General features: G+C 70.0%; 19 protein-coding genes. 7 read left to right on the top strand and 12 right to left on the bottom strand.

Going from position 1 to position 22,667, the window contains the following annotated elements; genetic code table 11:
• Positions 1 to 24: 24 nt before the first annotated feature.
• Positions 25 to 1,212 (top strand): M20 family metallopeptidase, encoded by a 1,188-nt coding sequence (locus tag NVU01S_RS37300; protein ID WP_043672250.1) that lies wholly within the window; start codon positions 25 to 27, stop codon positions 1,210 to 1,212.
• Between the two features lie 57 nt (positions 1,213 to 1,269).
• On the opposite strand, the gene NVU01S_RS37295 is transcribed toward NVU01S_RS37300, so the two are convergent.
• The gene (locus tag NVU01S_RS37295) at positions 1,270 to 1,743 is read right to left on the bottom strand and encodes a gamma-glutamylcyclotransferase family protein (protein ID WP_014981915.1); all 474 of its coding nucleotides are present in this window, start codon (positions 1,741 to 1,743) and stop codon (positions 1,270 to 1,272) included.
• Between the two features lie 204 nt (positions 1,744 to 1,947).
• Here NVU01S_RS37295 and NVU01S_RS37290 point away from each other — a divergent pair, with 204 nt between their 5' ends.
• The 4 genes from NVU01S_RS37290 (at position 1,948) to NVU01S_RS37275 (ending at position 7,057) form a co-directional block, all read left to right on the top strand.
• Entirely contained in the window at positions 1,948 to 3,351 is a 1,404-nt protein-coding gene (locus tag NVU01S_RS37290; protein ID WP_014981916.1) for an NAD(P)H-quinone dehydrogenase, read from the top strand.
• A 448-nt stretch (positions 3,352 to 3,799) separates the two neighbouring features.
• On the top strand, positions 3,800 to 4,690 hold the full coding sequence (locus NVU01S_RS37285) for a hypothetical protein (protein WP_244467291.1): 891 nt from the start codon (positions 3,800 to 3,802) through the stop codon (positions 4,688 to 4,690).
• A gap of 76 nt (positions 4,691 to 4,766) precedes the next feature.
• Positions 4,767 to 5,786, top strand: a complete 1,020-nt coding sequence (locus NVU01S_RS37280) for a DUF8176 domain-containing protein (protein ID WP_043672133.1) — start codon at positions 4,767 to 4,769, stop codon at positions 5,784 to 5,786.
• 95 nt (positions 5,787 to 5,881) lie between these two features.
• A complete protein-coding gene (locus tag NVU01S_RS37275; RefSeq protein ID WP_043672130.1) occupies positions 5,882 to 7,057 on the top strand; it encodes an aminotransferase-like domain-containing protein in 1,176 nt (391 codons plus the stop codon).
• Positions 7,058 to 7,141: 84 nt separating this feature from the next.
• Here NVU01S_RS37275 and NVU01S_RS43805 read toward each other — a convergent pair whose 3' ends face one another.
• Together NVU01S_RS43805 and glpK are read right to left on the bottom strand one after the other, a co-directional pair.
• Positions 7,142 to 7,354: a hypothetical protein gene (locus tag NVU01S_RS43805; protein ID WP_156161614.1), complete on the bottom strand. Its 213-nt coding sequence runs from the start codon at positions 7,352 to 7,354 to the stop codon at positions 7,142 to 7,144.
• Between the two features lie 102 nt (positions 7,355 to 7,456).
• Positions 7,457 to 8,956, bottom strand: coding sequence for a glycerol kinase GlpK (gene glpK, locus NVU01S_RS37270; RefSeq protein ID WP_043672127.1), 1,500 nt, complete (start codon positions 8,954 to 8,956; stop codon positions 7,457 to 7,459).
• A 223-nt stretch (positions 8,957 to 9,179) separates the two neighbouring features.
• Between glpK and NVU01S_RS37265 the strand changes: the two genes are divergently transcribed.
• Entirely contained in the window at positions 9,180 to 10,946 is a 1,767-nt protein-coding gene (locus NVU01S_RS37265) for a glycerol-3-phosphate dehydrogenase/oxidase (protein WP_043672125.1), read from the top strand.
• Positions 10,947 to 10,950: 4 nt separating this feature from the next.
• Here the strand turns inward: NVU01S_RS37265 and NVU01S_RS37260 are convergent, their stop codons facing one another.
• From NVU01S_RS37260 to NVU01S_RS37225, 8 genes are all read right to left on the bottom strand, one after another.
• Positions 10,951 to 12,258 carry a sensor histidine kinase gene (locus NVU01S_RS37260; protein WP_063048224.1) on the bottom strand — a complete coding sequence of 436 codons (1,308 nt, stop codon included), beginning with the start codon at positions 12,256 to 12,258 and terminating at the stop codon, positions 10,951 to 10,953.
• Complete coding sequence (locus NVU01S_RS37255; RefSeq protein ID WP_043672122.1) at positions 12,255 to 12,929, bottom strand: winged helix-turn-helix domain-containing protein; 675 nt, start codon at positions 12,927 to 12,929, stop codon at positions 12,255 to 12,257. Before NVU01S_RS37255 ends, NVU01S_RS37260 begins: the two co-directional genes overlap by 4 nt.
• A 48-nt stretch (positions 12,930 to 12,977) precedes the next feature.
• Complete coding sequence (locus NVU01S_RS37250) at positions 12,978 to 13,199, bottom strand: hypothetical protein (protein ID WP_014981925.1); 222 nt, start codon at positions 13,197 to 13,199, stop codon at positions 12,978 to 12,980.
• Between the two features lie 90 nt (positions 13,200 to 13,289).
• Positions 13,290 to 13,859, bottom strand: a complete 570-nt coding sequence (locus NVU01S_RS37245) for a TetR/AcrR family transcriptional regulator (protein ID WP_043672119.1) — start codon at positions 13,857 to 13,859, stop codon at positions 13,290 to 13,292.
• 101 nt (positions 13,860 to 13,960) lie between these two features.
• Positions 13,961 to 15,322, bottom strand: coding sequence for a hydroxysqualene dehydroxylase HpnE (gene hpnE, locus NVU01S_RS37240; RefSeq protein ID WP_043672117.1), 1,362 nt, complete (start codon positions 15,320 to 15,322; stop codon positions 13,961 to 13,963).
• A 54-nt stretch (positions 15,323 to 15,376) separates the two neighbouring features.
• Positions 15,377 to 15,562, bottom strand: coding sequence for a hypothetical protein (locus NVU01S_RS37235; protein WP_043672114.1), 186 nt, complete (start codon positions 15,560 to 15,562; stop codon positions 15,377 to 15,379).
• A gap of 245 nt (positions 15,563 to 15,807) precedes the next feature.
• Positions 15,808 to 16,590 carry a DNA-formamidopyrimidine glycosylase family protein gene (locus NVU01S_RS37230; RefSeq protein WP_043672112.1) on the bottom strand — a complete coding sequence of 261 codons (783 nt, stop codon included), beginning with the start codon at positions 16,588 to 16,590 and terminating at the stop codon, positions 15,808 to 15,810.
• A 27-nt stretch (positions 16,591 to 16,617) separates the two neighbouring features.
• Positions 16,618 to 21,270: an ATP-dependent helicase gene (locus NVU01S_RS37225; RefSeq protein ID WP_043672110.1), complete on the bottom strand. Its 4,653-nt coding sequence runs from the start codon at positions 21,268 to 21,270 to the stop codon at positions 16,618 to 16,620.
• 202 nt (positions 21,271 to 21,472) lie between these two features.
• On the opposite strand from NVU01S_RS37225, the gene NVU01S_RS37220 reads away from it, so the two are divergent.
• Positions 21,473 to 22,018, top strand: coding sequence for a histidine phosphatase family protein (locus NVU01S_RS37220; protein WP_029898536.1), 546 nt, complete (start codon positions 21,473 to 21,475; stop codon positions 22,016 to 22,018).
• A 6-nt stretch (positions 22,019 to 22,024) separates the two neighbouring features.
• Here the strand turns inward: NVU01S_RS37220 and NVU01S_RS37215 are convergent, their stop codons facing one another.
• Positions 22,025 to 22,651, bottom strand: coding sequence for a TetR/AcrR family transcriptional regulator (locus NVU01S_RS37215; protein ID WP_043672105.1), 627 nt, complete (start codon positions 22,649 to 22,651; stop codon positions 22,025 to 22,027).
• Between the last annotated feature and the right edge of the window lie 16 nt (positions 22,652 to 22,667).

Below are 22,667 nucleotides of genomic sequence, written 5' to 3'. Positions count from 1 at the left end.
ACGATGGGCCCCGAGAGCATCGCGATGCCGGACACCACGGTAACCGGGCGGGCGGCCGTCGAAGGATGGCTGGCCGAGCACGCGGTCGATCTCGTGCAGTGGCGTCGGCACATCCACGCCCACCCGGAACTTTCCCGGACCGAGTTCGCCACGACCGAGTTCATCTCGTCGTGGCTGACCAAGGCGGGACTCACCCCGCAGCTGTTACCCGGTGGCACCGGGATCATCTGTGACATCGGCCCGGAAGGCCCGCGCATCGGCCTGCGCGCCGATATGGACGCGCTGCCGCTCCAGGAGTTCACCGGTCTCAGCTTCGCCTCCACCGTGCCCGGCGTCTCGCACGCGTGCGGCCACGACGCGCACACCACGATCCTGCTCGGCACCGCGCTCGCGCTGTCCGAGGTGCCGGAGCTGCCGGTCGGCGTGCGCCTGGTGTTCCAGCCCGCCGAGGAGGTGATGCCGGGCGGCGCGATCGACGTGGTCGCCACCGGCGCGATGGAGGGTGTGGAGCGGATTTTCGCGCTGCACTGCGATCCGCGCCTCGAGGTGGGCCGGATCGGCATCCGGGTCGGCGCGATCACCTCGGCCGCCGACACCATCGAGCTGGTACTGGATTCGCCGGGCGGGCACACCTCGCGCCCGCACCTGACCAGCGATCTGGTCTACGCCATCGGCACTGTGATCACCGGCCTGCCCGGTTTGCTCAGCCGGCGCATCGACCCGCGGACCAGCACCGTCATGGTGTGGGGCGCGGTGAGTGCGGGCAAGGCGCCCAACGCGATTCCGCAGACCGGCATGCTCACCGGCACCGTCCGCACCGGCGATCACGCCACCTGGTCGCTGTTGGAGCCGATGGTCCGCGAGATCGTCGACGGGCTGCTCGCGCCGACCGGCGTGCGCTACCAGCTGAACTACCGGCGCGGCGTGCCGCCGGTGGTGAACGACGAGGAATCCACCCGGATGTTCGAGGACGCGATCCGGATGATCGGCCCGGACGCGCTGGCCGACACCATGCAATCCGGTGGCGGCGAAGACTTCTCGTGGTACCTGGAGGAGGTGCCGGGTGCGATGGCGCGCCTCGGTGTCTGGTCCGGGCACGGCGAGCAGCTCGATCTGCATCAGCCGACCTTCGACCTGGACGAGCGGGCGCTCGCGGTGGGTGTGCGGGTGATGAGCAATATCGTGCTCAACGCGGATCCCGACCTGCGCTGATCTTCGATTCGGCACGACGTGGCCGGCCTGCGGGCCCGCCACGTCGTTCTCGATCTGTCAGCCGAAGTTGCCGGGGCCCACGTTGCGGCTGTTCCGGGTTCGCAGCGAGTGCACGTAATCCTCTGGCGCACCGGCTTTTTCGGCCGCGTCGGCGATAACGCCGATGTAGCGCGCGGAGGGCAGCCCGCCCTCGTAGGCGTCGAGTACGTACAGCCACGCCAGCGTCGGGTCGGCGCCGCTCTCGCTGCGGGTCACCCGCAGTCGGATCTTCTTGTGGATACCGAAGTCCGAGCCTTCCCAGCGATCCAGCCGCTGCTCGTCTTCGGGTGACACGTCATAGAGGACGACGAAGACGCGGGAGCCAGGCTCCTCGACCACCGTCGCCAGGGGCCCTTCCCAGCCGATGTCGTCACCGGCGAAGGTGAGCCGCCAGCCCTCCAGCCAGCCCGTTCCGGACATAGGCGAGTGCGGGCAGCGCTCGAGCATCTGGGTTGAGTCCATGTTGGACCCGTAGGCGGCGTAGATCGGCACCAGCAAAGGGTAGCCAATAAGATCCTGGGATCGACTCTATCCCGGCCAGATGCGGTATTCCTGTGGCGCGCCCCGGGCGCGGCGACCTGGGGGACGGCGGCACACGCGGCAGGTCGGGCGGGCAACCATGGTGTGACCTGTCTCGCCCGATAACGTTGACAGGTACCGGAGATCCCGGTGCGCAACCCTGAAGCGGAGGTATCCATGACCCGCATAGCGATCATCGGTGGCGGACCGGCCGGCTACGAGGCGGCGCTGGTGGCGGCCCAGCACGGTGCGTCGGTGACGCTGATCGATAGCGACGGCATCGGCGGGGCATGTGTGCTCTGGGACTGCGTTCCCTCGAAGACCTTCATCGCGTCCACCGGCGTGCGCACCGACCTGCGCCGAGCCCGGGATCTCGGCATCACCCTCGACCCGAACCAGGCGACCGTGCAGCTGTCGGAGGTGAACGGCCGCGTCAAGGCGCTCGCGCTCGCCCAGTCCTCCGATATCCGGTCCAAGTTGCAGACCGTCGGGGTGACGGTCCTTGCCGGTCGCGCCGAGCTGGTCGGCCCCGCCACCGGTCTCGCCGCGCACCAGGTGCTCGCCAAGCTGGCCGACGGCACCGAGGCGACCATCGAGGCCGAAGTTGTGTTGATCGCCACTGGCGCGAGCCCGCGCGTGTTGCCGGGCGCCGAGCCCGACGGCGAACGCATCCTGAACTGGCGCCAGCTCTACGACCTCGAGGAGCTGCCGGAGACGCTGGTGGTGGTCGGCTCGGGTGTCACCGGCGCCGAATTCGTCTCGGCGTACACCGAAATGGGGGTCCGGGTGCGGCTGGTGTCCAGTCGCGACCGCGTGCTGCCCGGCGAGGACGCCGACGCCGCCCTGGTGCTCGAGGACGCGCTCGCCGAACGCGGTGTGGAGCTGGTCAAGCACGCCAGGGCCGACGCGGTCGAGCGCACCGCACAGGGCGTGGTGGTCAAGCTGTCCGACGGCCGGACGGTGTCCGGTTCGCACGCGCTCATGACGGTCGGTTCCACCCCGAATACCGAGGGCCTCGGCCTGGACCGGGTCGGCATCGAACTCGACCGCGGCGGCTACCTGCGGGTGGACCGGGTGTCGCGGACCTCGGTGCCGGGCATCTACGCCGCGGGCGACTGCACCGGCCTGCTGCCGCTGGCCTCGGTGGCCGCGATGCAGGGCCGGATCGCGATGTACCACGCGCTCGGTGAGGGCGTCAGCCCGATCCGGTTGAAGACGGTGGCCTCGGCGGTGTTCACCCGCCCGGAGATCGCGACCGTCGGCGTCAGCCAGACCGCGATCGACAACGGTGAGACCCCGGCACGCACGGTGATGCTGCCGCTCAACACCAACCCGCGCGCCAAGATGTCGGGCCTGCGCCGCGGCTTCGTGAAGATCTTCTGCCGCCCGGCCACCGGTGTGGTCATCGGCGGCGTGGTGGTGGCGCCGATCGCCTCGGAGCTCATCCTGCCGATCGCGCTCGCGGTGCAGAACAATCTGACCGTCAACGACCTGGCGCAGACCTTCTCGGTCTACCCGTCGCTGACCGGGTCGGTCACCGAGGCGGCCCGCCAGCTGATGCGGCACGACGACCTGGATTGAGGACCGGATCGAACCTTGTTCGAATGGGGTTGCGTTCCAGCGCGGTTCGTGCGGCCTTTAGGTCTCCATTCACATTGCTCATCAGGCCTACATATGGTTCACTTCCCGCAGAGATGCGATCGGCGGGCGGTCGCGTGGTTCGGTGTTCGGGGGGATGGATCTTTTCCCAGTCGAAACGGCGAACGACCATCGCGTCGTTCGGCGACCGGGCGTCTCGACAGAGACAACTGTGTGTGGCCGAACCAGGTCACACCCGGGAAAGGGAATGCGAAAAGTGAAACATCGTAAGCCGAGTCGGGCGCAGCGAGCGATGGCTAGCACCTCGTTGCCACTGGCTACCGCGGCTGCCGTGGCCACTCTGTTCGCGGCGCCGGCGGGGGCAGCTCCAGGGGATCCGACCGTTCCACCCACCACCGCGCCGCCGGCTCCGGCACCGGCGCAGCCGGGGGTGAACGAGGCTCCACCGAGCCCCGACACCACCAAGCCGGATCCGAACAAGCCGACGGACCCGAACAAGCCGACCGTGCCGCCGGCGCCGAGTCCGAGCCAGCCGGGCGTCACCACCCCGGATCCGAACCAGGTCATGCCGAATCCGCCGAAGGATCCGAAGCTGGCCCAGCCGACGCAGCCGGGTGTCACCACCCCGCGTATCGCGCCGCTGCCGGTGCCGGGGCAGAAGGACCAGCCCGCGGTCGCGCCGGACGCGCCGGCCGGTGAGCAGCAGCCCGGCGAGCAGTCGGGCGAGCCGAAGCAGGCGCAGCCGGGCACCAACGCGCCGGGCACCCAGGCCCAGCCGGGCACCGGCGAGAACGCGCAGGCCCAGCAGCCCGAGACGCTGGTGCAGCCGCAGCAGCAGCCGCGCTGGCAGGCGCCGCAGCTGCAGGCCGCACCGCCCGCGCCGGTGGTCGAGATGACCGGTCCGCACCAGGAGATCGGTGCGAACATCGACGGTGGCGCCGTGCTGCCCGGCTACGTGGCGAACACGCACCACTTCAACAACGAGCACGGCTACGTCGGCACCGTCGGGTACCGCACGCCGACCGGCGCGGGCGAGGCCGGCGTCTCGGTCGAGTACGTCGACGCCAACACGGTCAAGGTGACCACCTACACCGGTGGCGAGGGCCTGTCCGACAACAAGACCATCTCGGTGTTCGACACCACCCAGGCCAACCTGGCCAAGGCGGCGGTGGAGAACTGGATCCGGGAGCAGCCGGGCGGCGCCGCCGCACTCGAAGCCGCTGCGCAGGTTAAACTTCCACTCCAGCCGGGCGATTTGGCACCGCAGACTGTCGATGTGGGTGGTGTCACCACCCAATGGGGTGGTTCACTCCAGTACTGACACGATCTGATTTTTCGACGGGTGGGGCGGTCGTTCACGACCGCCCCACACGTGTGTCCTGGGGAAAGGATGGGGTGTGACCTCCGACGGTGATCCGAGGAAGGACGAAACCGACGACCGGTCCGCGTCGGATTTCGGCCCGCCGGTGGGCGAATTCGGCCCGCCTGTTTCGGAATTCGGGCCGCCCGTTGCCGAGTTCGGTCCGCCGATGGGCGATACCGGGCCGCGTTGGCCGGTGCCGGAGCAGACCGCCGATCATCCTGAATTGGTGTGGCGGCCCGCCGACGAGTGGGAGCCGACGACGCCGCCCGCGCCGCAGTATCGCGCGCCCGACGCCACGACACCCCCGGCGCCCGGCCCGCGGCCGAGCCCGCCCCCGCCGCAGCCGGACCGCGAACAGCCCGCGAGCCCGGCCGCCGAGGCCGACAAGGACTCGTGGTGGACCCGTCCCACCGATACCGGCAGCGTGCCGAAGCCGCCGCCGCTCACCTCGCCCGGGCTGTCCTGGGCCGACGATCCGATCGCGCAGCGGTTGGCGCCGAGTGCGCCGGCGGCACCGGTGCCGCCGCGCCGGACCGGGTCGCACAAGGGCCGCAACGTACTGGCCGGCCTGCTGGCGGTCGTCATCCTGATCGGCCTGACGGTGACCGTCATCGTGGTGTCCAGGAACGGCGGCGACGACGGCCCCGTGCCGCCCGGATCGACCACCGCGGCCGGGTTGACCTGTCCGACCGGCAAGGACGGCAAGGTGACGGTCGGTAACGGCAACGGTGACACCGCGAGCGGGCCCGGTGCGATCCTCGGCTTCCAGTACGCCTTCTATGTCCAGCGCAGCGGGGCACAGGCCAGGGCCTTCGTCGCGCCCGACGCGGAGAACGTCTCGTCGGCGGAGATCATCCAGGGCGGTATCAACGCCGAGGTTCCGGTCGGGACCAAGCACTGCCTGCGGATCACCGAGGTGGCGAGCGACACCTTCGACGTGGACCTGACCCAGCGCAAACCGGATGGCACCGAGACCATCTACCACCAGACCATCACCACCGCGGTCCGGGACGGAAAGGTGCTCGTCTACTCGATCAAGCCGCGCGAGGTGTGAGAGATTCTCAGCATATGAGAAATTCGTTTCATATATTGGTCGGCGCCGTGCGAAAGTAGACTTTCGCATATCTGGCGTTCGTTCGGAGGTTTCTCATGTCGCCGACCCGTCCCGCGCTCGCGGCCAAGCTCGCAGGACTGCAGAGCTCGGCGATTCGTGACCTGCTCAAGCTCACGGCGCGCGCCGAGATCATCGGGCTCGCCGGCGGGCTGCCCGACGCCGCGCTGATGCCGCGCGAGCGGATCGCCGAGGCCGCGGACGCGGCGCTGCGCAAGGCGGCCTGCCTGCAGTACACCGAGTCGCCGGGCTGGGCGCCGCTGCGCGCGGTGCTCGCGGAACGGGAAACGGCGCGCCTGGGCCGGGCGGTGCCGGTCGACGAGGTGTTCGTGACGCACGGTTCGCAGCAGGCGCTGTCGCTGCTCGCCGAGGTGCTGCTCGATCCGGGCGCGCTGGTGATCGTCGAGGACCCGGCCTATGTCGGTGCGCTGCAAGTCTTCCGGGCCGCGGGGGCGCGCATCGTCGCCGTGCCGCTGGACGCCGAGGGAATGCGCACCGACGTGCTCGCCGACCTGCTCGCTCGGGGTGAGCGTCCCGCGGTGGTGCACACGGTGAGCAATTTCCACAACCCGGGCGGGGTCACGATGAGTCCCGCCCGCCGCGCCGAACTCGCCGAACTCGCTGACGCGCACGGTTTCTGGGTGATCGAGGACGACCCGTACGGCGAGCTGTGGTTCGACGAGCCCGCACCCGCCCCGGTGGCCACCTACTCCCGCAACGTGATTCGGCTGTCGAGTTCGTCGAAGATCCTCGCGCCGTCGCTGCGGGTCGGCTGGCTGGTCGCGCCGAACGAGGTGTGCCGCGCGGTCGAGTTGCTGAAACAGGGTGCGGACCTGTGTGGTTCGGCCCTGACCCAGCAGATCGCGGCCGACCTGCTCGCCGACCGGGACTGGTTGGCCGCGCATATCGATCACGTGCGTACGGCCTACGGCGAACGCGCCAAGTCGCTGGTGCACGCGGTGCGCACCCGCTTCGGCGACCGGGTGCGCTGTACCGACGCGACCGGCGGGATGTTCGTCTGGGCCGATTTCACCGACGGCACCGACACCCGCGAGCTGCTGCCGCGCGCACTGGACGCGGGTGTCGCCTACGTGCCGGGCGCGGCCTTCGCGGTGGACGGCGGCTATCGGAGCTCGATGCGCATGTGCTTCACCACGTCCGACGCGGACACCCTCGCCGAGGCGGTGCGCCGCCTGGCCAGCGCCGCGGAATAGCCTGCCCGCCTGCAGCTGTCGCTGGCGGGCCGCGGCCGTCAGCGCGCGTGAGTCACGCGGCCCGGCGGCCGCGGGCGAGACACGTCAGCGCTTGTTGATGCCCGGCTGCTTGCCGCCGATGGGCAGCCACACGTTTCCGTTACCGCCCCAGGCGCAGACGAGATTCTGATCGCGCAGGGTCTGCCCCGCGATCGGGCAGGGTTCGTAGGCTTGGGCGGCCTGCGCAGCGGGTGCGACGAGGGCGACCACGCCGACGGTCAAGGCGCCGATGGCAAGTGCAGATAGGGTGCGGCTCATGGCTTTTCATGCCTTTCGAGAGAATGATCGGTACGTCGGATTCGACGGCGGCAGTGCGCCGGCGGTTCCGTGGAGTGACGCAGATCACTGCTCGCGTACGGCTCAGTCGGCCCATCCGTAGGTGCGCTCGACGGCCTTGTTCCAGGCCCGCAGATGCTCGTCGCGATCCGCGTCGGACATGGTGGGCTCCCAGGTCTTGTCCGCGGCCCAGTTCTCTTTGATGTCATCGGTACTCGCCCAGAAATCGACCGCCAGGCCTGCGGCGTAGGCGGCGCCGAGCGCAGTGGTCTCGTTGACCACCGGACGCACCACGGGCACGTCGAGGATGTCGGACTGGAACTGCATCAGCAGATCGTTGCCGACCATTCCGCCGTCCACCTTCAGGGTGGTGAGTTCCAGATCGAGCTGCTCGGATTCGGCGTCGGCGCGCATGGCGTCGACCACCTCACGGGTCTGAAAAGCGGTGGACTCCAGCACCGCTCGGGCCAGGTGGGCCTTGTTCACGAAGCGGGTCAGCCCGGCGATCACCCCGCGCGCGTCCGGCCGCCAGCGCGGCGCGAACAGCCCGGAGAAGGCGGGCACGATGTAGGCGCCGCCGTTGTCCTCGACGCTGCGCGCCAGCGGTTCGATCTCCCCGGCGGCGGAGATGATGCCCAGGTTGTCCCGGAACCATTGCACCAGTGAGCCGGTCACCGCGATCGAGCCCTCCAGCGCGTACACCGCGTCCGCGTCACCGAGTTGGTAGCAGACGGTGGTGAGCAGACCGTGCCTGCTCACCACCGGCGTGGTGCCGGTGTTGAGCAGCATGAAATTGCCAGTGCCGTAGGTGTTCTTGGCCTCGCCGGGCGAAAGGCAGGCCTGGCCGAAGGTGGCGGCCTGCTGGTCGCCGAGGATGCCCGCGACCGGCACCCCTTGCAGCGGACCGGAATTGATCTCCGCGTACACCTCCGAGGAGCTGCGGATCTGCGGCAGCATCGCCTCCGGCACACCGAACTCGGCGCAGATCTGCGCATCCCATTGCCGGGTGCGCAGATCCATCAGCATGGTGCGCGAGGCGTTGGTCACGTCCGTGATGTGCTCGCCGGTGAGGTTCCACAGCACCCAGCTGTCGATGGTGCCGAAGCAGAGTTCGCCGGCCTCGGCGCGGTCGCGGGCGCCGTCCACGTGGTCCAGCAGCCAGCGCAGCTTCGGCCCGGCGAAGTAGGTGGACAGCGGCAGCCCGGTGCGTTCCTGGTAGCGGGTCGGCCCGATATCGCCGCCGAGTTCGGTGGTGAGCCGGTCGGTGCGGGTGTCCTGCCACACGATGGCGTGATGGATCGGCTTGCCGGTGGCCCGATCCCACACCACGGTGGTCTCGCGCTGATTGGTGACCCCGACGGCGGCGATGTCGCCGGCGCTCAGATCGTGCTCGTCGAGCACCTCGCCGAGCACTGATTCGGTGTTCTGCCAGATGGATTCGGCGTCGTGCTCGACCCAGCCCCGGCGCGGGAAGATCTGCTCGTGTTCGCGCTGGGCGACGCCGACGACGCGCCCTTGCCGATCGAAGACGATGCATCGACTCGAGGTCGTGCCCTGGTCGATGGCGGCCACATAGCGACGCATTCGTGCAGGTTACTAAACGTCGAACGCGCTGTGGCCGATTGTCGGGCGCGCGCCTCGAGTAGGTTGGTAGTGGTTACCGCCGGGTAGCGTTCGACGACACGGGCGGACGGCGCGGTCGACGAGATCGCGGGCCGTTCGCCTAGCCTGTTAGCAGAGCAGGTCGAGCTATGCCCGAAGAAGACCACAACGTCGTCGGCAACCGGCGCGGCTGGAGGAGTCGAGCATGACCAAGAAGCCGGAATCCCAGTTCCTCGGTCCGGAGCAGCGCAGGACGGCCTGGGAACGGTTCGGTAAGGACCATTTCGACGTGGTCGTCATCGGTGGTGGCGTGGTCGGCGCGGGTATCGCCCTGGACGCGGCCACCCGCGGCCTGCAGGTCGCGCTGGTCGAGGCCCGTGACCTCGCCTCCGGCACGTCGAGCCGGTCGTCGAAGATGTTCCACGGTGGCCTGCGCTACCTGGAGCAGTTGGAGTTCGGCCTGGTGCGCGAGGCGTTGCGCGAGCGCGAGCTGGCGCTCTCCACGCTGGCGCCGCATCTGGTGAAACCGCTGCGCTTCCTCTACCCGCTCACCCATCGGGCCTGGGAACGCCCGTATGTCGCGGCCGGGCTGGTGCTCTACGACACCATGGGCGGCGCCAAATCGGTTCCCGGTCAACGGCATCTGACCCGGATGGGAGCGCTGCGGCTCTCGCCCGGGCTCAAGCGCAGCGCGCTGATCGGCGGCGTCAGCTACTACGACACCGTCGTCGACGACGCCCGGCACACCATGACGGTGGCGCGGACCGCCGCGCACTACGGCGCGGTGATCCGCACCTCCACCCAGGTGGTCGGCTTCCTGCGGGAGGCGGATCGGGTGGTCGGCGTGCGGGTGCGCGACAGCGAGGACGGCCGCGTCGCGGAGGTGCGCGCGCACGTGGTGATCAACGCGACCGGCGTGTGGACCGACGAGGTGCAGGCGCTGGCACATCAGCGGGGCCGGTTCCACGTGCGCGCGTCGAAGGGCGTGCACATCGTGGTGCCGCGGGACCGGATCGTCAGCGATGCCGCGATCATCCTGCGCACGCCGACGTCGGTATTGTTCATCATTCCCTGGGGCACCCACTGGATCGTCGGTACCACCGACACCGACTGGAATCTCGACCTCGCGCATCCGGCCGCCACCAAGGCCGATATCGACTATCTGCTCGACCGGGTCAACGAGGTGCTGGTCACCCCGCTCACCCACGACGACATCGACGGCGTCTACGCGGGGCTGCGGCCGCTGCTGGCGGGGGAGAGCGACGAGACCTCCAAGCTGTCGCGCGAACATGCCGTCGCCCGGGTCGCGCCCGGGCTGGTCGGCATCGCGGGCGGCAAGTACACCACCTACCGGGTGATGGCCTACGACGCGGTCGACGAGGCGGCCCAGGACATTCCGGCCCGGGTTTCGCCCTCGATCACCGAGAAGGTGCCGCTGCTCGGCGCGGACGGCTACTTCGCACTGGTCAATCAGACGGTGCAGCTGGCCGAGGCCTACGGCGTGCACCCGTACCGGATCAAGCACCTGCTCGACCGCTACGGCTCGCTGATCGACGAGGTGATGGCCATGGCGGACGGCAAACCCGAACTGCTGCAACCGATTACCGACGCACCGTCGTATCTGCAGGTGGAGGCCGTCTACGCGGCCGCGGCCGAAGGTGCGTTGCACCTGGACGACATCCTGGCCCGGCGCACCCGTATCTCCATCGAGTACTCCCATCGCGGCGCCGACTGCGCCGCGCAGGTGGCGCAGCTGGTCGCGCCGGTCCTCGGCTGGGACGACGCCGAAATCGACCGTGAGGTGACGACTTACCGGGCGCGGGTCGAGGCGGAGATCCGCTCGCAGACCCAGCCCGACGATGCCTCGGCAGACGCGTTGCGCATCGCGGCGCCCGAACCGCGGCCGGAGATCCTCGAGCCCGTACCGGCCGACGGCTCGGCGAGCAAGGCGGCGCGGCAACCGAATTCGTAGCGGTTCAACCCAGGCCCAGCGTCGGCGGCGGCAGCGCGATGGTCGCGAGGGTGCCGCCGCCCGGTGCGGGTTCCATCGTGGCTGTGCCACCGTGCAATTCGGCGATCCACGCGACCAGCGCGAGGCCGATGCCACTGCCCCGGCCGCCGGTGACACCTCGCTCGAACGGGTTGCTCGACAGCTGCGGGTGCAGTCCGGCGCCGTGATCGCGCACGCTGACCCGGCCGTCGGCGACGTGCACCTCGATCGGGGCGCCGGGGTTGATCGCGCCGTGCGTGATCGCGTTCTCGAGCAGATTGCGCACCGCGAGGCTCAGCAGATTCGGATCGCCCACCACGACAGTCGGATTGCTCTGCACGATGATGGTCGCCTGGAATTCCTCGACGACCGATTCGGTGAGTTGATCGAGCAACAACTGCACGCGCTCCATCGTCGTCACCCCGGCCTGCATCCTGGCCCGCGCGAGCAGTCCCGTGACGATCCGCTCCATCCGGGCGCCGAGCGCACCCGCGTCGGTCAGTGCGCGCTCCACCTCGTGGGGATTGCGCCGTCGCGGCGCGGTGACCAGACCCAAAGTAGTGAGCGGCGTACGCAACTCGTGCGCGGCATCGCCGAGAAACCGTTCCTGTTCCTCGATCAGCACCATCGCCTGCCGCATGCTGCGACCCGAAAGCGCATGGGCGGCAAGGGCGGACAGGGCGACCAGGGTCAGGCCGCCGACCACCAGACCCCACAGCAGCAGGGCGCGATCACGGTCGCGCAGGCCGGGATTCGTGCCCGCGATGACCACCGCCTGGGTCGTGGTGTCCTCCCAGGACACCGGCGTCGCGGCCAGCCGCACCGGTCGCCCCGCGCTGTCGCGGTCGTCCTGGAAGACGGTGCCCGACGCGCGGACGGCGTCGTCGGCTAGCGCCTCGGCGCCCACCGACGCGGGTAACCAGGAACGCAGGTGCCCGTAGATCTCGCGCCAGTGCCCGTTCTCGTCGGTGCGCACGATCAGCACCGCGGTCTCGCCGTTGGCGAGGTCGTCGCGCTTCACCTGTTCGAGATCGATGGCCTGCGCGTCGAGGTCGAAGTCGATGCTGCGCCACAGGCCGGTCACCACCCGGTCGAGGCTGTTGTCGATCGCGTTGTGCCGCGAGCGCGCGTCGATGGTCGCCGCGACGACGCCGAGGATGATCAGGCAGGTCGCGGTGATTCCGGTGATGAGCGCGGTCAGCAGCCAGCGGGTGCGGCGCAGCCGGGCCACCGCCGGCCGCGCGCCGGTGAAACCGGCCGAACGGATGCCGCCGCGGCTCGGGCCGGGACTCAACGTGCGAATGCTGCACTTCCGATCATGAACCCGGTGCCCCGCACGGTCTCGATCACCTGCGGCGGCCCGAGTTTGCGGCGCAGCTGGGCGATGACGGCGTCGACCACATTGGAGGCGGGTTCAGCCATCTCGTCCCAGCAGCACTCGATGAGCTCGCTGCGCGACACCACGGCGCCCGCGCGGGTGGCGAGCAGTTCGAGTACCGCGAATTCCTTCGGCGTCAGCGAGCGCAGGATGCCCGCGCGCTGCACCCGGCGCCGCGGCAGGTCGATATCGATGTCACCGAGCACGATGCGCGCGGGCGCCGGGTGTTCGCGGCGGCGGCTCAGTGCCCGCACCCTGGCGGCGAGTTCGGGCAGGGCGAACGGTTTGACCAGGTAGTCGTCGGCGCCGTGGTCGAAGCCGGCGATGCGATCGGCGAGTCCGTCGCGTGCGGTGAGCATCAATACCGGCACCCGCAGGCCGGCCGCGCGGTGGTGGGCGACGAGCCGCAGGCCGTCACCGTCGGGCAGGCCGCGGTCGACGACGAGGACGTCATAGGTGTTGACGGCGATCTTCAGATCGGCGTCGGCGAGCCGTCCGGCCAGATCCACCGCGAAGCCTGCTGCGCGCAGTCCGGCGGCGACTTCGATGCCGAGACCCTCGTCGTCCTCCACCACCAGCACACGCACGAGGTCTGAGAATAGGGCATTTCAGACCTCGTGCGCCCGCCGGACGGCTCAGTTGGTGGAGTAGTACAGGTCCCACTCACCGGTCGGGGTCTGCCGGCACTCCCACCACTTCCAGTCGGGGTGCGCGGGTGCGTCGGCGCCGTCGGCGCGGCAGGCCGCCTCGGTGCCGTAGGTGCCGACGTAGATCGTCTCCGCGTTGGCCACCGCCGACCCCCCGGCGACGAGGCCCGCCGACAGCGCGACGGCGGCGAGCAAGGTGCTGATCTTCATGGGTTTTCCTTTCTCCCTGGCGCGTGCTCCGCGCCCGGCATCAGAAAACCAAGCTCTCCGTGAGAATTTCGTGATGGACGGCGAGGGTGATCAGTGCGGTGCTTCCTGCCGCACCGCCCAGCCGACCAGCGAGCGCAGATAGCGCAGCACCATCTCCTCCGGATGGGCCGCCGGATCGGTGAGGTGCAATCGGGCCAGTTCTTCCATGGCCGCCAACAGGATTCGTTCGGTCGGGCCGTCCGGATCCACGGCGACGCCGGTGTATCGGGACAGGTGCCGCGCGCCGATCGCCCTGGCGTAGGAGCGACCGAGTTCGAGCCGGGCACGCAGATCGGGCGGGCCGCCGTCCGGCGGGCTGAGGATGATCCGCCAACTGGTCGGGGCCGCATGCAGATACGCGAGGATGCCGCGGCCGACCTGATCGATGTCGATCTCGCCGGGCCAGTCGACCGTGCCGATGCCGGCCAGCGCGATCGCCGACTCACGGTCGAGCAGCGCGGTCATCAGCCCGGACAGATCGGTGAACTGCTGATACACCAGGGCTCGCGCGACCCGCGCGGCGCGAGCCACCCGATCGATGGTGACCGCCGCGAAGCCGTCCTCGGCGACGATGTCGCGCGCGATGTCCAGCAGTTGGGCGCGGCGGTCGGCGGCCGACATCCGGCGCTTCGGGGCTGCCGGACCGTTCGGCGGGTCTGCGGCGGGCCGGGATTGCGGCGGCGGGGATTGAGCGGCGAGCTCGGACGTGGCGCGATCCGTGGTCACCGCACCGACGGTAGCGCAAGCAGTAGGTCCACCGCCGTGGCTGCGCTCTGCACCGCGCTCTCCATGGTCGCCGACCAGTCGGTGGCGGTCCAGTCACCGGCCAGGACCAGTGTCGGCACCGAGGTCCGTTGTTTCGGGCGCAGCCCGTGTGTGCCCACGACCTGCGAGAACGTTGCTTTGGGCATGCGCACCACGTGACCCTGCACTACCGTCGCCGCGCGCGCCGCCGGATAGTAGCGACGCAGCAGTGCCAGCTGTTCGGCGACGATCTCTTCGTTCGATTTGTGGATCTGCGCGTAGGCGCCGCTGGTGGTCAGGCAGTACAGCCAGGCCCGCTCGGTGCTGCGGCCGGTCATCCGCTGGCGGTCGAAGACCTCGTCGATCACGCCGGTGCCGCCGATCAGTGCCTCGAATTCGGCCGTCGTCCCGAGCGGCCGATCCAGGTAGAGATTGGTGCTGACAATCGGCGTGCAGCCCAATTTGTCGGCGGCCGAATAGATTTCGGCGTGCTCGGGCAGGTCGTCGAGGAGTCCGTTGATGTTCGAGTTGGGTACCGCGCAGACCACCGCGTCGGCGGGCACGGTGCTGCCGTCCGCCAGCGCCACCCCGGTGACCCGGCCGTCGGCGATGTCGATCCGCCGTGCCACGGCGCGGTGGCGCACCTGAACCCCGTGCCGGGCAAAGACTTTCAACGCGCCGGTGACATAGAGCGTGTCCAGATCGGTGGTCGGGTAGCCGATGGTGGCGGGCCGCCGATGTTTGATGCCGAGGCGGATGCCCGTCGCCATCACATCGGCGAGCACCTTCGCCGACTCCTGCTGCACCGGTTCGGCGGCGACGCCGAGCGCCAGCCAATCCCACAGCGCCTCACGGGCTTTAGCGGGCACGCCGACCCGGTTGAACCATTGCTCGGTGGTCAGGTCGGGCAGATCCGCGGGCTGGTGCAGGCACTGCCAGCCGAGTTTCGCGGTGGCGACGGCGGCGCGGGCGCGCTCCAGCAGGGAGGCGTCGGGGTGGGCGCCGGAGAGCGTGCGCAGCGCGCCGAGCCCCCTGGTGTGCATGGTGACGCTGCGCCCGTCCGGCCAGCGCAGCGTGGCCTGGTGCGGAAAGGCGACGTACTGGCGGGTGCCGACGCTGGTGAGGTACCGGAACAGGTGCTCGTAACCGCTGGCGATCACGTGCTGTCCGTTGTCCGGCGGATCGTCCGCGGCTTCGACCTGCATGGCGTGGGTGCGGCCGCCGAGCCGGCCGCGTCGTTCCAGCAGGGTGACCTGCTTGCCCGCCTCGGCGAGCCAGACCGCGGCCGCGAGCCCGGCCAGTCCGCCGCCGATGACCACGTACCGCCGTGGATCGTTCATGCCGCACTCCTCGATAACTTACATATTGCAAGTTATGTGGGCGGGCTCACTTCGTCAAGGGTGCGGGGAGACCGCGGACACCGAGGGGTGCGGCGCTTGCGGCGTCGAGCCCTGGGCCGAATTCGGGTGCAGCAGAAGGTAGCTGAACAGCACGGTGGCCAGCGTCGCCAGGGTGGCGAAGAACAAGCGTCCGGCGATCGCGAGGAACAGTCGTCCGCTCGTTCTCGGTACCGTCGTCATGGCTTGCTCCTGTGCTGTGTCGTGACTGCCACGGTTGTAGTCGTGTCGCGCGCGCCGAGCATTAGCAACTGAGTGGCAAATTACAGTGCCGGTCGGGTGATAGCGCGTTGGCACGCCGGTATTCGCCATGTTCGGACGGTAGGAGCCGGGGCGCTCACCCGGAAGCGGTGATCAACTGGGGAGGCGATGACCTGCGCCGACGCCGCGGTCCGACGCCAACTGGGCAGACCGCCGCAGCAGGTGGCTCAGCGGGCGGGCTCGGGCTGGCAGCGCGGGCAGAAGTAGATGCCGCGCTCGCGTTTGGCGAGCCGATCCGTCTCCGGCGCGGTGTCGCCGAGCAGGCGCACGGTGATCTGGGTGCCACAGCGCTGGCACGGCCAGCGGGTACGCCCGTAGGCCAGTGGGCGCCAGGGCGGTTCGTGCACGGCCTTGTTCAGCACCCGGTGTGCCTCGTGCACGAGCGCGAGCAGGTCGGGCACCGCGCCGACGGGGGTCGCCGGATGCACGCGCCGCAGGTAGCAGATCTCGCTGCGATAGATGTTGCCGATACCGGCGAGGTTGCGCTGATCCAGCAGCGCGACCCCGATCGACTGCTCCGGCTGCCGTTGCAGGCGAGTCATCACCTCGGCGACATCCCAATTGGGGCCGAGCAGGTCGGGGCCGAGATGGTCGATCACCGTGTGCTCGTCGGCCAGGCGCAGCACCTCGACCTTGCCCAGCGAGAACCCGACGGCCTCCACCTCGTCCGTGCGCAACACCAGCCGCGCGGTGACCCGCGGCTTGGTCCAGCGCTGCCCGCAATGGAAGACCCGCCAGACGCCCTCCATCTTGAGGTGCGTGTGGATGCTCACCGTGGGGGTCCGGATGAACAGATGCTTTCCGTAGCTGCCGACGCTCTGCACCACCTGATCGCTGAGATCCACCGTGGCATAGCGGGGCACCCGGAAATCGCTGCTGGTCAAGGTCTTTCCTTCGAGCGCGGCGCGCAGCCGGGCCGCGGCGAAGTAGACCGTGTCACCCTCGGGCACGACACCACCGCGCGTTGGGGTCGCCTCTCACGGCCGCGTCCGCAGGCGCAGGCCGCGCGGGGTGGCGGAGAAGCCCGCCTCGGTGAGGAAGCCCGCGAAGGTGTTGCCGTGCACCGTTTCCCCGTCCACCTTGTCGATGACGAGGGAGTCGACGCGCCGGCTGTGTACGAGGCCCGCCATGGCGTGTGCGGCGGACTGGCGGGCGTCCGGGTTCTCGGTGAAGGTGAGCAGTGTTTTGCCGCCGCGTTCGAGGTACAGCACCAGTTCGCCGTCGACGAGCACGACGATCGCGCCTGCCTTGCGCCCGGGTCGATGTCCGCCGTCGCCCTCGCCCTTCGGCCACGGCAGTGCCGCGCCGTAGGGATTGGCCGGATCGCAGGCGGCCAGCGCGAGAGCCTGCCCGGTCTGGGGTTTGGTCGCCGACGGCCGGCGTTCGGTGTCGAACGAGCGCAACCGATCCACCACGTCGGTGGTGGAGAACTGGGCGCCGCCGAGCGAGTCGACGAAATAGCCACGGCGGCAACGGCCGCGGTCCTCGAACTCGGTGAGCACCCGGTACATCAGCGCGAACCCGCCCGGGATGCCTTCGTTCTGGACCGATCCCCTGGTCAGCACGCCGTACCGCTCCAGCAGCAGATCGGCGGTCGCGTGCGCGCGAACGGTGTTGTCCGACACCCGCTCCGGCAGCAGCGACCATCGGCCGGCCACCATCGGCGGACCGGACCGGGTCGGCATGCTCGGCCGCGGCAGGTAGGCCCGCCCGCGCGGGGCGCGGCGCGGGGTACGGTGCGCGGTCGTGGTGCGCGTGGTGCCGGACAACAGCGCGCGCACCGGCGCGAAGGTATCGCCGGAAACCATTCCCGCCCAGACCAATTCCCAGAGCGCCGCGGCCACCTGTGTGTCGTCCAGCAAACCGGTGGCGTCGGAGAGTTGGCGGAAGAAGTAGGCGCCGCCGCCGTGCAGGACCGGAGCGAGCCGGGGCGCCGGGGCACCGGCCCCGCGCGGTGCCCCGGCGGCAGGGTCGAGATCCAGCTCGACCGGTTCCTGCTGGGGTAGCGCGGTATTCGCCGGTCGCGGCACGAGTGTCGCACCGAGCGCGGCGAGCAGGCTGAGCTGCACCTCGGAGAGTTCGATGTCGTCGGGCGGCGGCAGGGTGAACGCGGCCTGGTCGGTCAGGTGCAGGGCGATCCAGCCGTCCTTCGCCGTGATCGAGCCGTGGCCGGACCAGCTGACCTCGCCGGTGGCCATCAGTTCGTCCAGCATGGCGTGGGAGTAGTCGCGCACCCGCGCGGGCAGGATGAGCGATTCCCAGGCCGAGGCCGGAATCGGTACGCCCGCCAGCTGTTCCACCACCGCGGCCACGCCGTCGACGCCTCGGAGTTCACCACTGCCGATGTGCTGCCAAGCCGGCAGGAAGCGGCCGAGCGTGGCCGTCGACACCGGCTCGACCTCGTGCCGGGCGGCCGCGAGCGAGCGGCGGCGCAGCCGGCGCAGCACCTGCGCGTCACACCATTCGGATCCCGCCGCGCCGGGCGTGAATTCGCCTTCCACGAGCCGTTTTTCGGTGACCAGCCGGTGCAGCGCGGTCGCGGCGACCGCGGTGCCGAGCCCGAACCGCGCCGCCACCGCCTCCGTGCCGAACGGGCCGTGCGTGCGGGCGTAGCGCCCGACCAGATCGCCGAGCGGGTCGGCGACCGGTTCGATGAAGGCCGCGGGCGTCCCGATCGGGAGCGGCACGCCCAGCGCGTCCCGCAGCCTGGACGCGTCCTCCACGGCCACCCACCAGCTGCGGCCCGCGAAGCTCACCTCCATGGCGCGTCGCGCTGCCAGCAGGTCGGCGAACCAGCTCGCCGGATCGTCCACGCAGCGCTCGGCGGCCTCCGCGGCGGTGAGCGGACCGAGCAGGCGCAGCAGATCGGCCAGCCCCTCGGCGTCGCGGGCGTGGCGCTCCGGGGTGCGCCGCTGGAGTTCGCGTTCGGTCAGCTCGAGTACTGCGGCGTCGAGCAGTTCGCGCAGTTCCACCCGGCCGAGCAGTTCGGCGAGCAAGCCCGAATCCAGCGAGAGGGCGGCGGCGCGGCGTTCGGCCAGCGGGCTGTCGCCGTCGTACATGAACTGGCCGATGTAGTCGAACAGCAGCGCGTTGGCGAACGGTGACGGAGTCGCCGTCTCCACCTCGACGAGTCGCAACTGCCTGCGCGCCACCCGGCTGAGCACGTCGCGCAGCGACGGCAGATCGTAGACGTCGCGCAGACATTCGCGCACCGTCTCCAGCAGGATCGGGAAGTCGGGGAATTTGCGCGCGACGTCGAGCAGCTGCGCCGAGCGTTGCCGCTGCTGCCACAGCGGGGCGCGCTTGCCCGGATCGCGGCGCGGCAGCAGCAGCGCGCGGGCGGCGCATTCGCGGAAACGTGACGCGAAAAGCGCTGAGCCGCCGACCTGTTCGGTGACGACATCGTCGATCTCGTCGGGCTCGAAGACGAACAGCTCGGCGCCGGGCGGATCGTCGGTGGCGTCGGGCAGGCGCACCACGATGCCGTCGTCGGAGGCGTTCGGCGCCGCGTCCACGCCGAATCGTTCGCGCAGCCGCGCACCGATCGCCAACGCCCACGGCGCGTGCACCGGTAGGCCGTACGGCGAATGCAGCACCAGCCGCCAATCGCCGAGCTCGTCCCGGAAGCGCTCCACCACCAGGGTCTTATCGCTCGGCAGGTGGCCCGTCGCGGTGCGCTGCTCGTCCAGCAGGGCACCCAGATTGCTGGTCGCGAAGGCGTCCAGACCCGCTGCGGCCGTGAGCTTTTCCAGGTTCTCCGGATGCTGGCCGACCTTGCGCACGAATTCGCCGAGCGCGCCGCCGAGTTCGGCGGGGCGGCCCAATCCGTCGCCGTGCCAGAACGGCAGCCGGCCCGGCTGCCCGAACGCGGGCGTCACCAGCACCCGGTCGAAGGTGATCTCCTCGATCCGCCAGCTGGTCGCGCCGAGCGCGAAGACGTCGCCGACTCGCGACTCGTACACCATCTCCTCGTCGAGTTCGCCGACCCGCGAGGCCTTTTCCCCGACCATGTACACCGCGAACAGGCCGCGGTCGGGGATCGCGCCACCCGAGGTCACCGCGAGCCGTTGCGCGCCGGGCCGGCCGGTGAGGGTGCCCGCGTCGCGGTCCCACACCAGCCGCGGGCGCAGTTCGGCGAACTCGTCGGACGGGTAGCGCCCGGAGAGCAGGTCGAGCACCGACTCGTAGGCCGAGCGGGGCAGCGTCGCGTAACTGCCGGTGCCGCGGACGATCTCGAACCACGCGTCGACGTCGATGGGTTCCAGCGCGCACGCGGCCACCGTCTGCTGGGCCAGGATGTCGAGCGGGTGCGCCGGGATCTGGATGGCCTCGATCTGGCCCGTGGTCATCCGCTGGGCCGCGACCGCGCAATGGATCACGTCGGTGCGGTGCTTGGGGAACAGCACGCCGCGTGAGATCTCGCCGACCTGATGCCCGGCCCGCCCGACCCGCTGCAGGCCGCTCGCGACCGAGGGCGGCGCCTCCACCTGGACCACCAGATCGACCGCGCCCATATCGATGCCGAGTTCGAGGCTGCTGGTCGCGACCACGCAGCGCAGCCGCCCACTCTTCAGGTCGTCCTCGATGAGGGCGCGCTGCTCCTTGCTCACCGACCCGTGATGCGCCCGCGCGAGCAGCTGGCTCGCGCCGTGCACCACCTCGGTGGTGGCGCCGATCAGGGCGGGCGGCTTGTGCTCGAGCTCGACCGGGGTGCCGAGCCGCTCCGCGTAGGTCTCGTTGAGTCGTGCGGTGAGCCGCTCGGCGAGGCGTCGCGAATTCGCGAAGACGATCGATGATCGGTGTTCCAGCACGAGATCCACGATGGCCTCGTCCACGTGCGGCCAGATCGAGCCCGGCTGATCGGAGTCCCCGGGCTCGGTCATGTCCGCGACCGGCACCCGCACGGACAGATCGAAGGTCTTCGGCGCGGGTGGCGCGACGATGGTGATCGGCGCGTTGCCGACCAGGAAGCGCCCGACCTCCGCCGGGGGCCGCACGGTCGCCGACAAGCCGATGCGCTGGGCCGGACCGCCGGGCGTCCGGCCGTCCTCGTCGCGCGGTTCCGAGGTGAGCAGATCGAGCCGGGCCAGCGAAAGGGCCAGGTGCGCTCCGCGTTTGGACCCGGCGATCGCGTGCACCTCGTCCACGATCACGGTGCGCACGTCGCGCAGCGTCTCCTTGGCCGCGGAGGTGAGCATCAGGAACAGCGACTCGGGTGTGGTGATCAGGATGTCCGGCGGGGTGCGCTGCATCGTGCGCCGGTCGGCCGCGCTGGTATCGCCGGAGCGCACGCCGACCCTGATCTCCGGGGGATCCAGGCCGAGCCGCTTGGCGGTCTGCGTGACGCCGACCAACGGCGCCCGCAGATTGCGCTCCACGTCCACCGCGAGCGCCTTGAGCGGGGACACGTACAGCACCGAGGTGCCGGTGCGCTGGGTGGACTGCTCCCGGGTCGCCAGTTGGTCGATGGCCCACAGGAACGCCGACAGCGTTTTACCCGAGCCGGTCGGCGCGATCACCAGCGTGTGCTCACCCGCGGCGATCGCCTCCCAGGCCCCCAGCTGCGCGGACGTCGGCGCCGGGAACGCACCGTCGAACCACTCCTGAGTAGCCGGGGAGAACTGAGCCATGTCCTCAGTCTGCACCCCACCACCGACACACTTATCGGTGTCAACCACCCTGACCACTGATCTCGGTCGCACATGGGCGACTCGCCGGGGACGGGCTGAGCGGATTCCGGCCGCATCGCCGGTCGCCGACGTCAGTGTTCGCGCACCTCGGTCTGGCCTGAATACGCGGAGAGGCGGAACAGATAGCCGTACGCTTCTGTCCGTGCACAAGGTGCTGAGACTCGACCTGGTCAGCCATGGAATGACCGAGGCGATGCGGAAGGCACGTTTTCCAGTCGACGAATCGCTGACCGAAGCAGGCCGCCGCGCCATCTCCGGCAGCACCGCGCTGGCCGCTCCCCGGGTGCTCACCGGTCCGGAACGCCGGACGGTCGAAACGGCGGCCCTACTGGGGCTACCGGGCGAAGAGGACACCCGACTACGTGATCTGGACGCGGGGGCCTGGCGCGGTGGCGCGCTGATGTCGGTGCCGCAGGACGAGCTGTACGCGTGGCTCACCGACCCGAAGTTCCGTGGCCACGGCGGTGAGTCCGTGGTGGACGTGATCGAGCGGACCAGGTACTGGATGGCCGAGATCGCCTCGGAGGGGAAATCCACCATTGCCGTCACCCATCCCGCGGTGATCCGCGCGGCGCTGCTGGTGACGCTGGACGCGCCGCCGAAGTCGTTCTGGCGGATCGATATTCCGCCGGGCAGTGTCACCCGGCTGCACTATCGCGGGGAATGGACGCTGCACTTCACCGCGTGAGGGCCGTCAGGAGGTGGCGGCGCTCTTCGCGGCGAGCGGCCCCGTCCCGAGGGTGAGCAGCATGCGCAGCGCGTCGGTGATCAACCTGGCCGGGATGGACGGGTCGATGGCGCGCTGCATACCCAGGCCGATGCCCATGCTGAGGATTCCCGTCGCGGCGTCCTCGACCGGCACCGGCAGCTCTATCCCGATCGTGTCGGCCAGCGTCTGGACCTGCGCGGCAACGGCGCCGCGCAGCACGCTGAGGCTGGACACCAGCGCCGCCTGCAGTGCCGGGTCGTCCCGGGCGACGGTGGCGAACTCGAATTCGAGCATGGTCCATCCGACGTCGCCGACGGTGTGCTCGGCCCACTCCTGGAATCGCTCCAGCCGCTCGTCGAAGTCGTCGCTCGCGGCGAGCAGGTCGGTCACCTCTTGGAACTTGGTCGCGTGGATCAGCTCGAGCACCTCGAGGCCGAGTTCCTTCTTGGTGCGGAAGTTCGAGTAGACGGCGCCCTTGGAGTATCCAGCCTCCTCGGCGACCCGTTCCAGACTGGTGCTGGCGTAGCCGTCGGCCAGGAAGAGGTCGCGGGCCGTGGCGATCAGGTCCGCGCGGGTACGGGCCTGGCTCTCGGATCGGGTCAGTCGTGCCATGCCGTGATTCTACGTA

Origin of the sequence: Nocardia vulneris (genome assembly GCF_001613425.1) — a bacterium.
Classification (GTDB): domain Bacteria; phylum Actinomycetota; class Actinomycetes; order Mycobacteriales; family Mycobacteriaceae; genus Nocardia; species Nocardia vulneris.
Note: the sequence above shows the minus strand (reverse complement) of the source record. Positions and strands in the feature narration are given on the sequence as shown.

Excerpts from the sequence above, each read along its gene's own strand:
- NVU01S_RS43805 (WP_156161614.1), bottom strand. The coding sequence starts at position 7,354 with ATGAGCCGCACCCTATCTGCACTTGCCATCGGCGCCTTGACCGTCGGC.
- NVU01S_RS37250 (WP_014981925.1), bottom strand. The coding sequence starts at position 13,199 with ATGAAGATCAGCACCTTGCTCGCCGCCGTCGCGCTGTCGGCGGGCCTC.
- hpnE (WP_043672117.1), bottom strand. The coding sequence starts at position 15,322 with ATGAACGATCCACGGCGGTACGTGGTCATCGGCGGCGGACTGGCCGGG.
- glpK (WP_043672127.1), bottom strand. The coding sequence starts at position 8,956 with ATGCGTCGCTATGTGGCCGCCATCGACCAGGGCACGACCTCGAGTCGA.
- NVU01S_RS37235 (WP_043672114.1), bottom strand. The coding sequence starts at position 15,562 with ATGACGACGGTACCGAGAACGAGCGGACGACTGTTCCTCGCGATCGCC.
- NVU01S_RS37265 (WP_043672125.1), top strand. The coding sequence starts at position 9,180 with ATGACCAAGAAGCCGGAATCCCAGTTCCTCGGTCCGGAGCAGCGCAGG.
- NVU01S_RS37275 (WP_043672130.1), top strand. The coding sequence starts at position 5,882 with ATGTCGCCGACCCGTCCCGCGCTCGCGGCCAAGCTCGCAGGACTGCAG.
- NVU01S_RS37300 (WP_043672250.1), top strand. The coding sequence starts at position 25 with ATGCCGGACACCACGGTAACCGGGCGGGCGGCCGTCGAAGGATGGCTG.
- NVU01S_RS37215 (WP_043672105.1), bottom strand. The coding sequence starts at position 22,651 with ATGGCACGACTGACCCGATCCGAGAGCCAGGCCCGTACCCGCGCGGAC.
- NVU01S_RS37245 (WP_043672119.1), bottom strand. The coding sequence starts at position 13,859 with ATGTCGGCCGCCGACCGCCGCGCCCAACTGCTGGACATCGCGCGCGAC.
- NVU01S_RS37290 (WP_014981916.1), top strand. The coding sequence starts at position 1,948 with ATGACCCGCATAGCGATCATCGGTGGCGGACCGGCCGGCTACGAGGCG.
- NVU01S_RS37225 (WP_043672110.1), bottom strand. The coding sequence starts at position 21,270 with ATGGCTCAGTTCTCCCCGGCTACTCAGGAGTGGTTCGACGGTGCGTTC.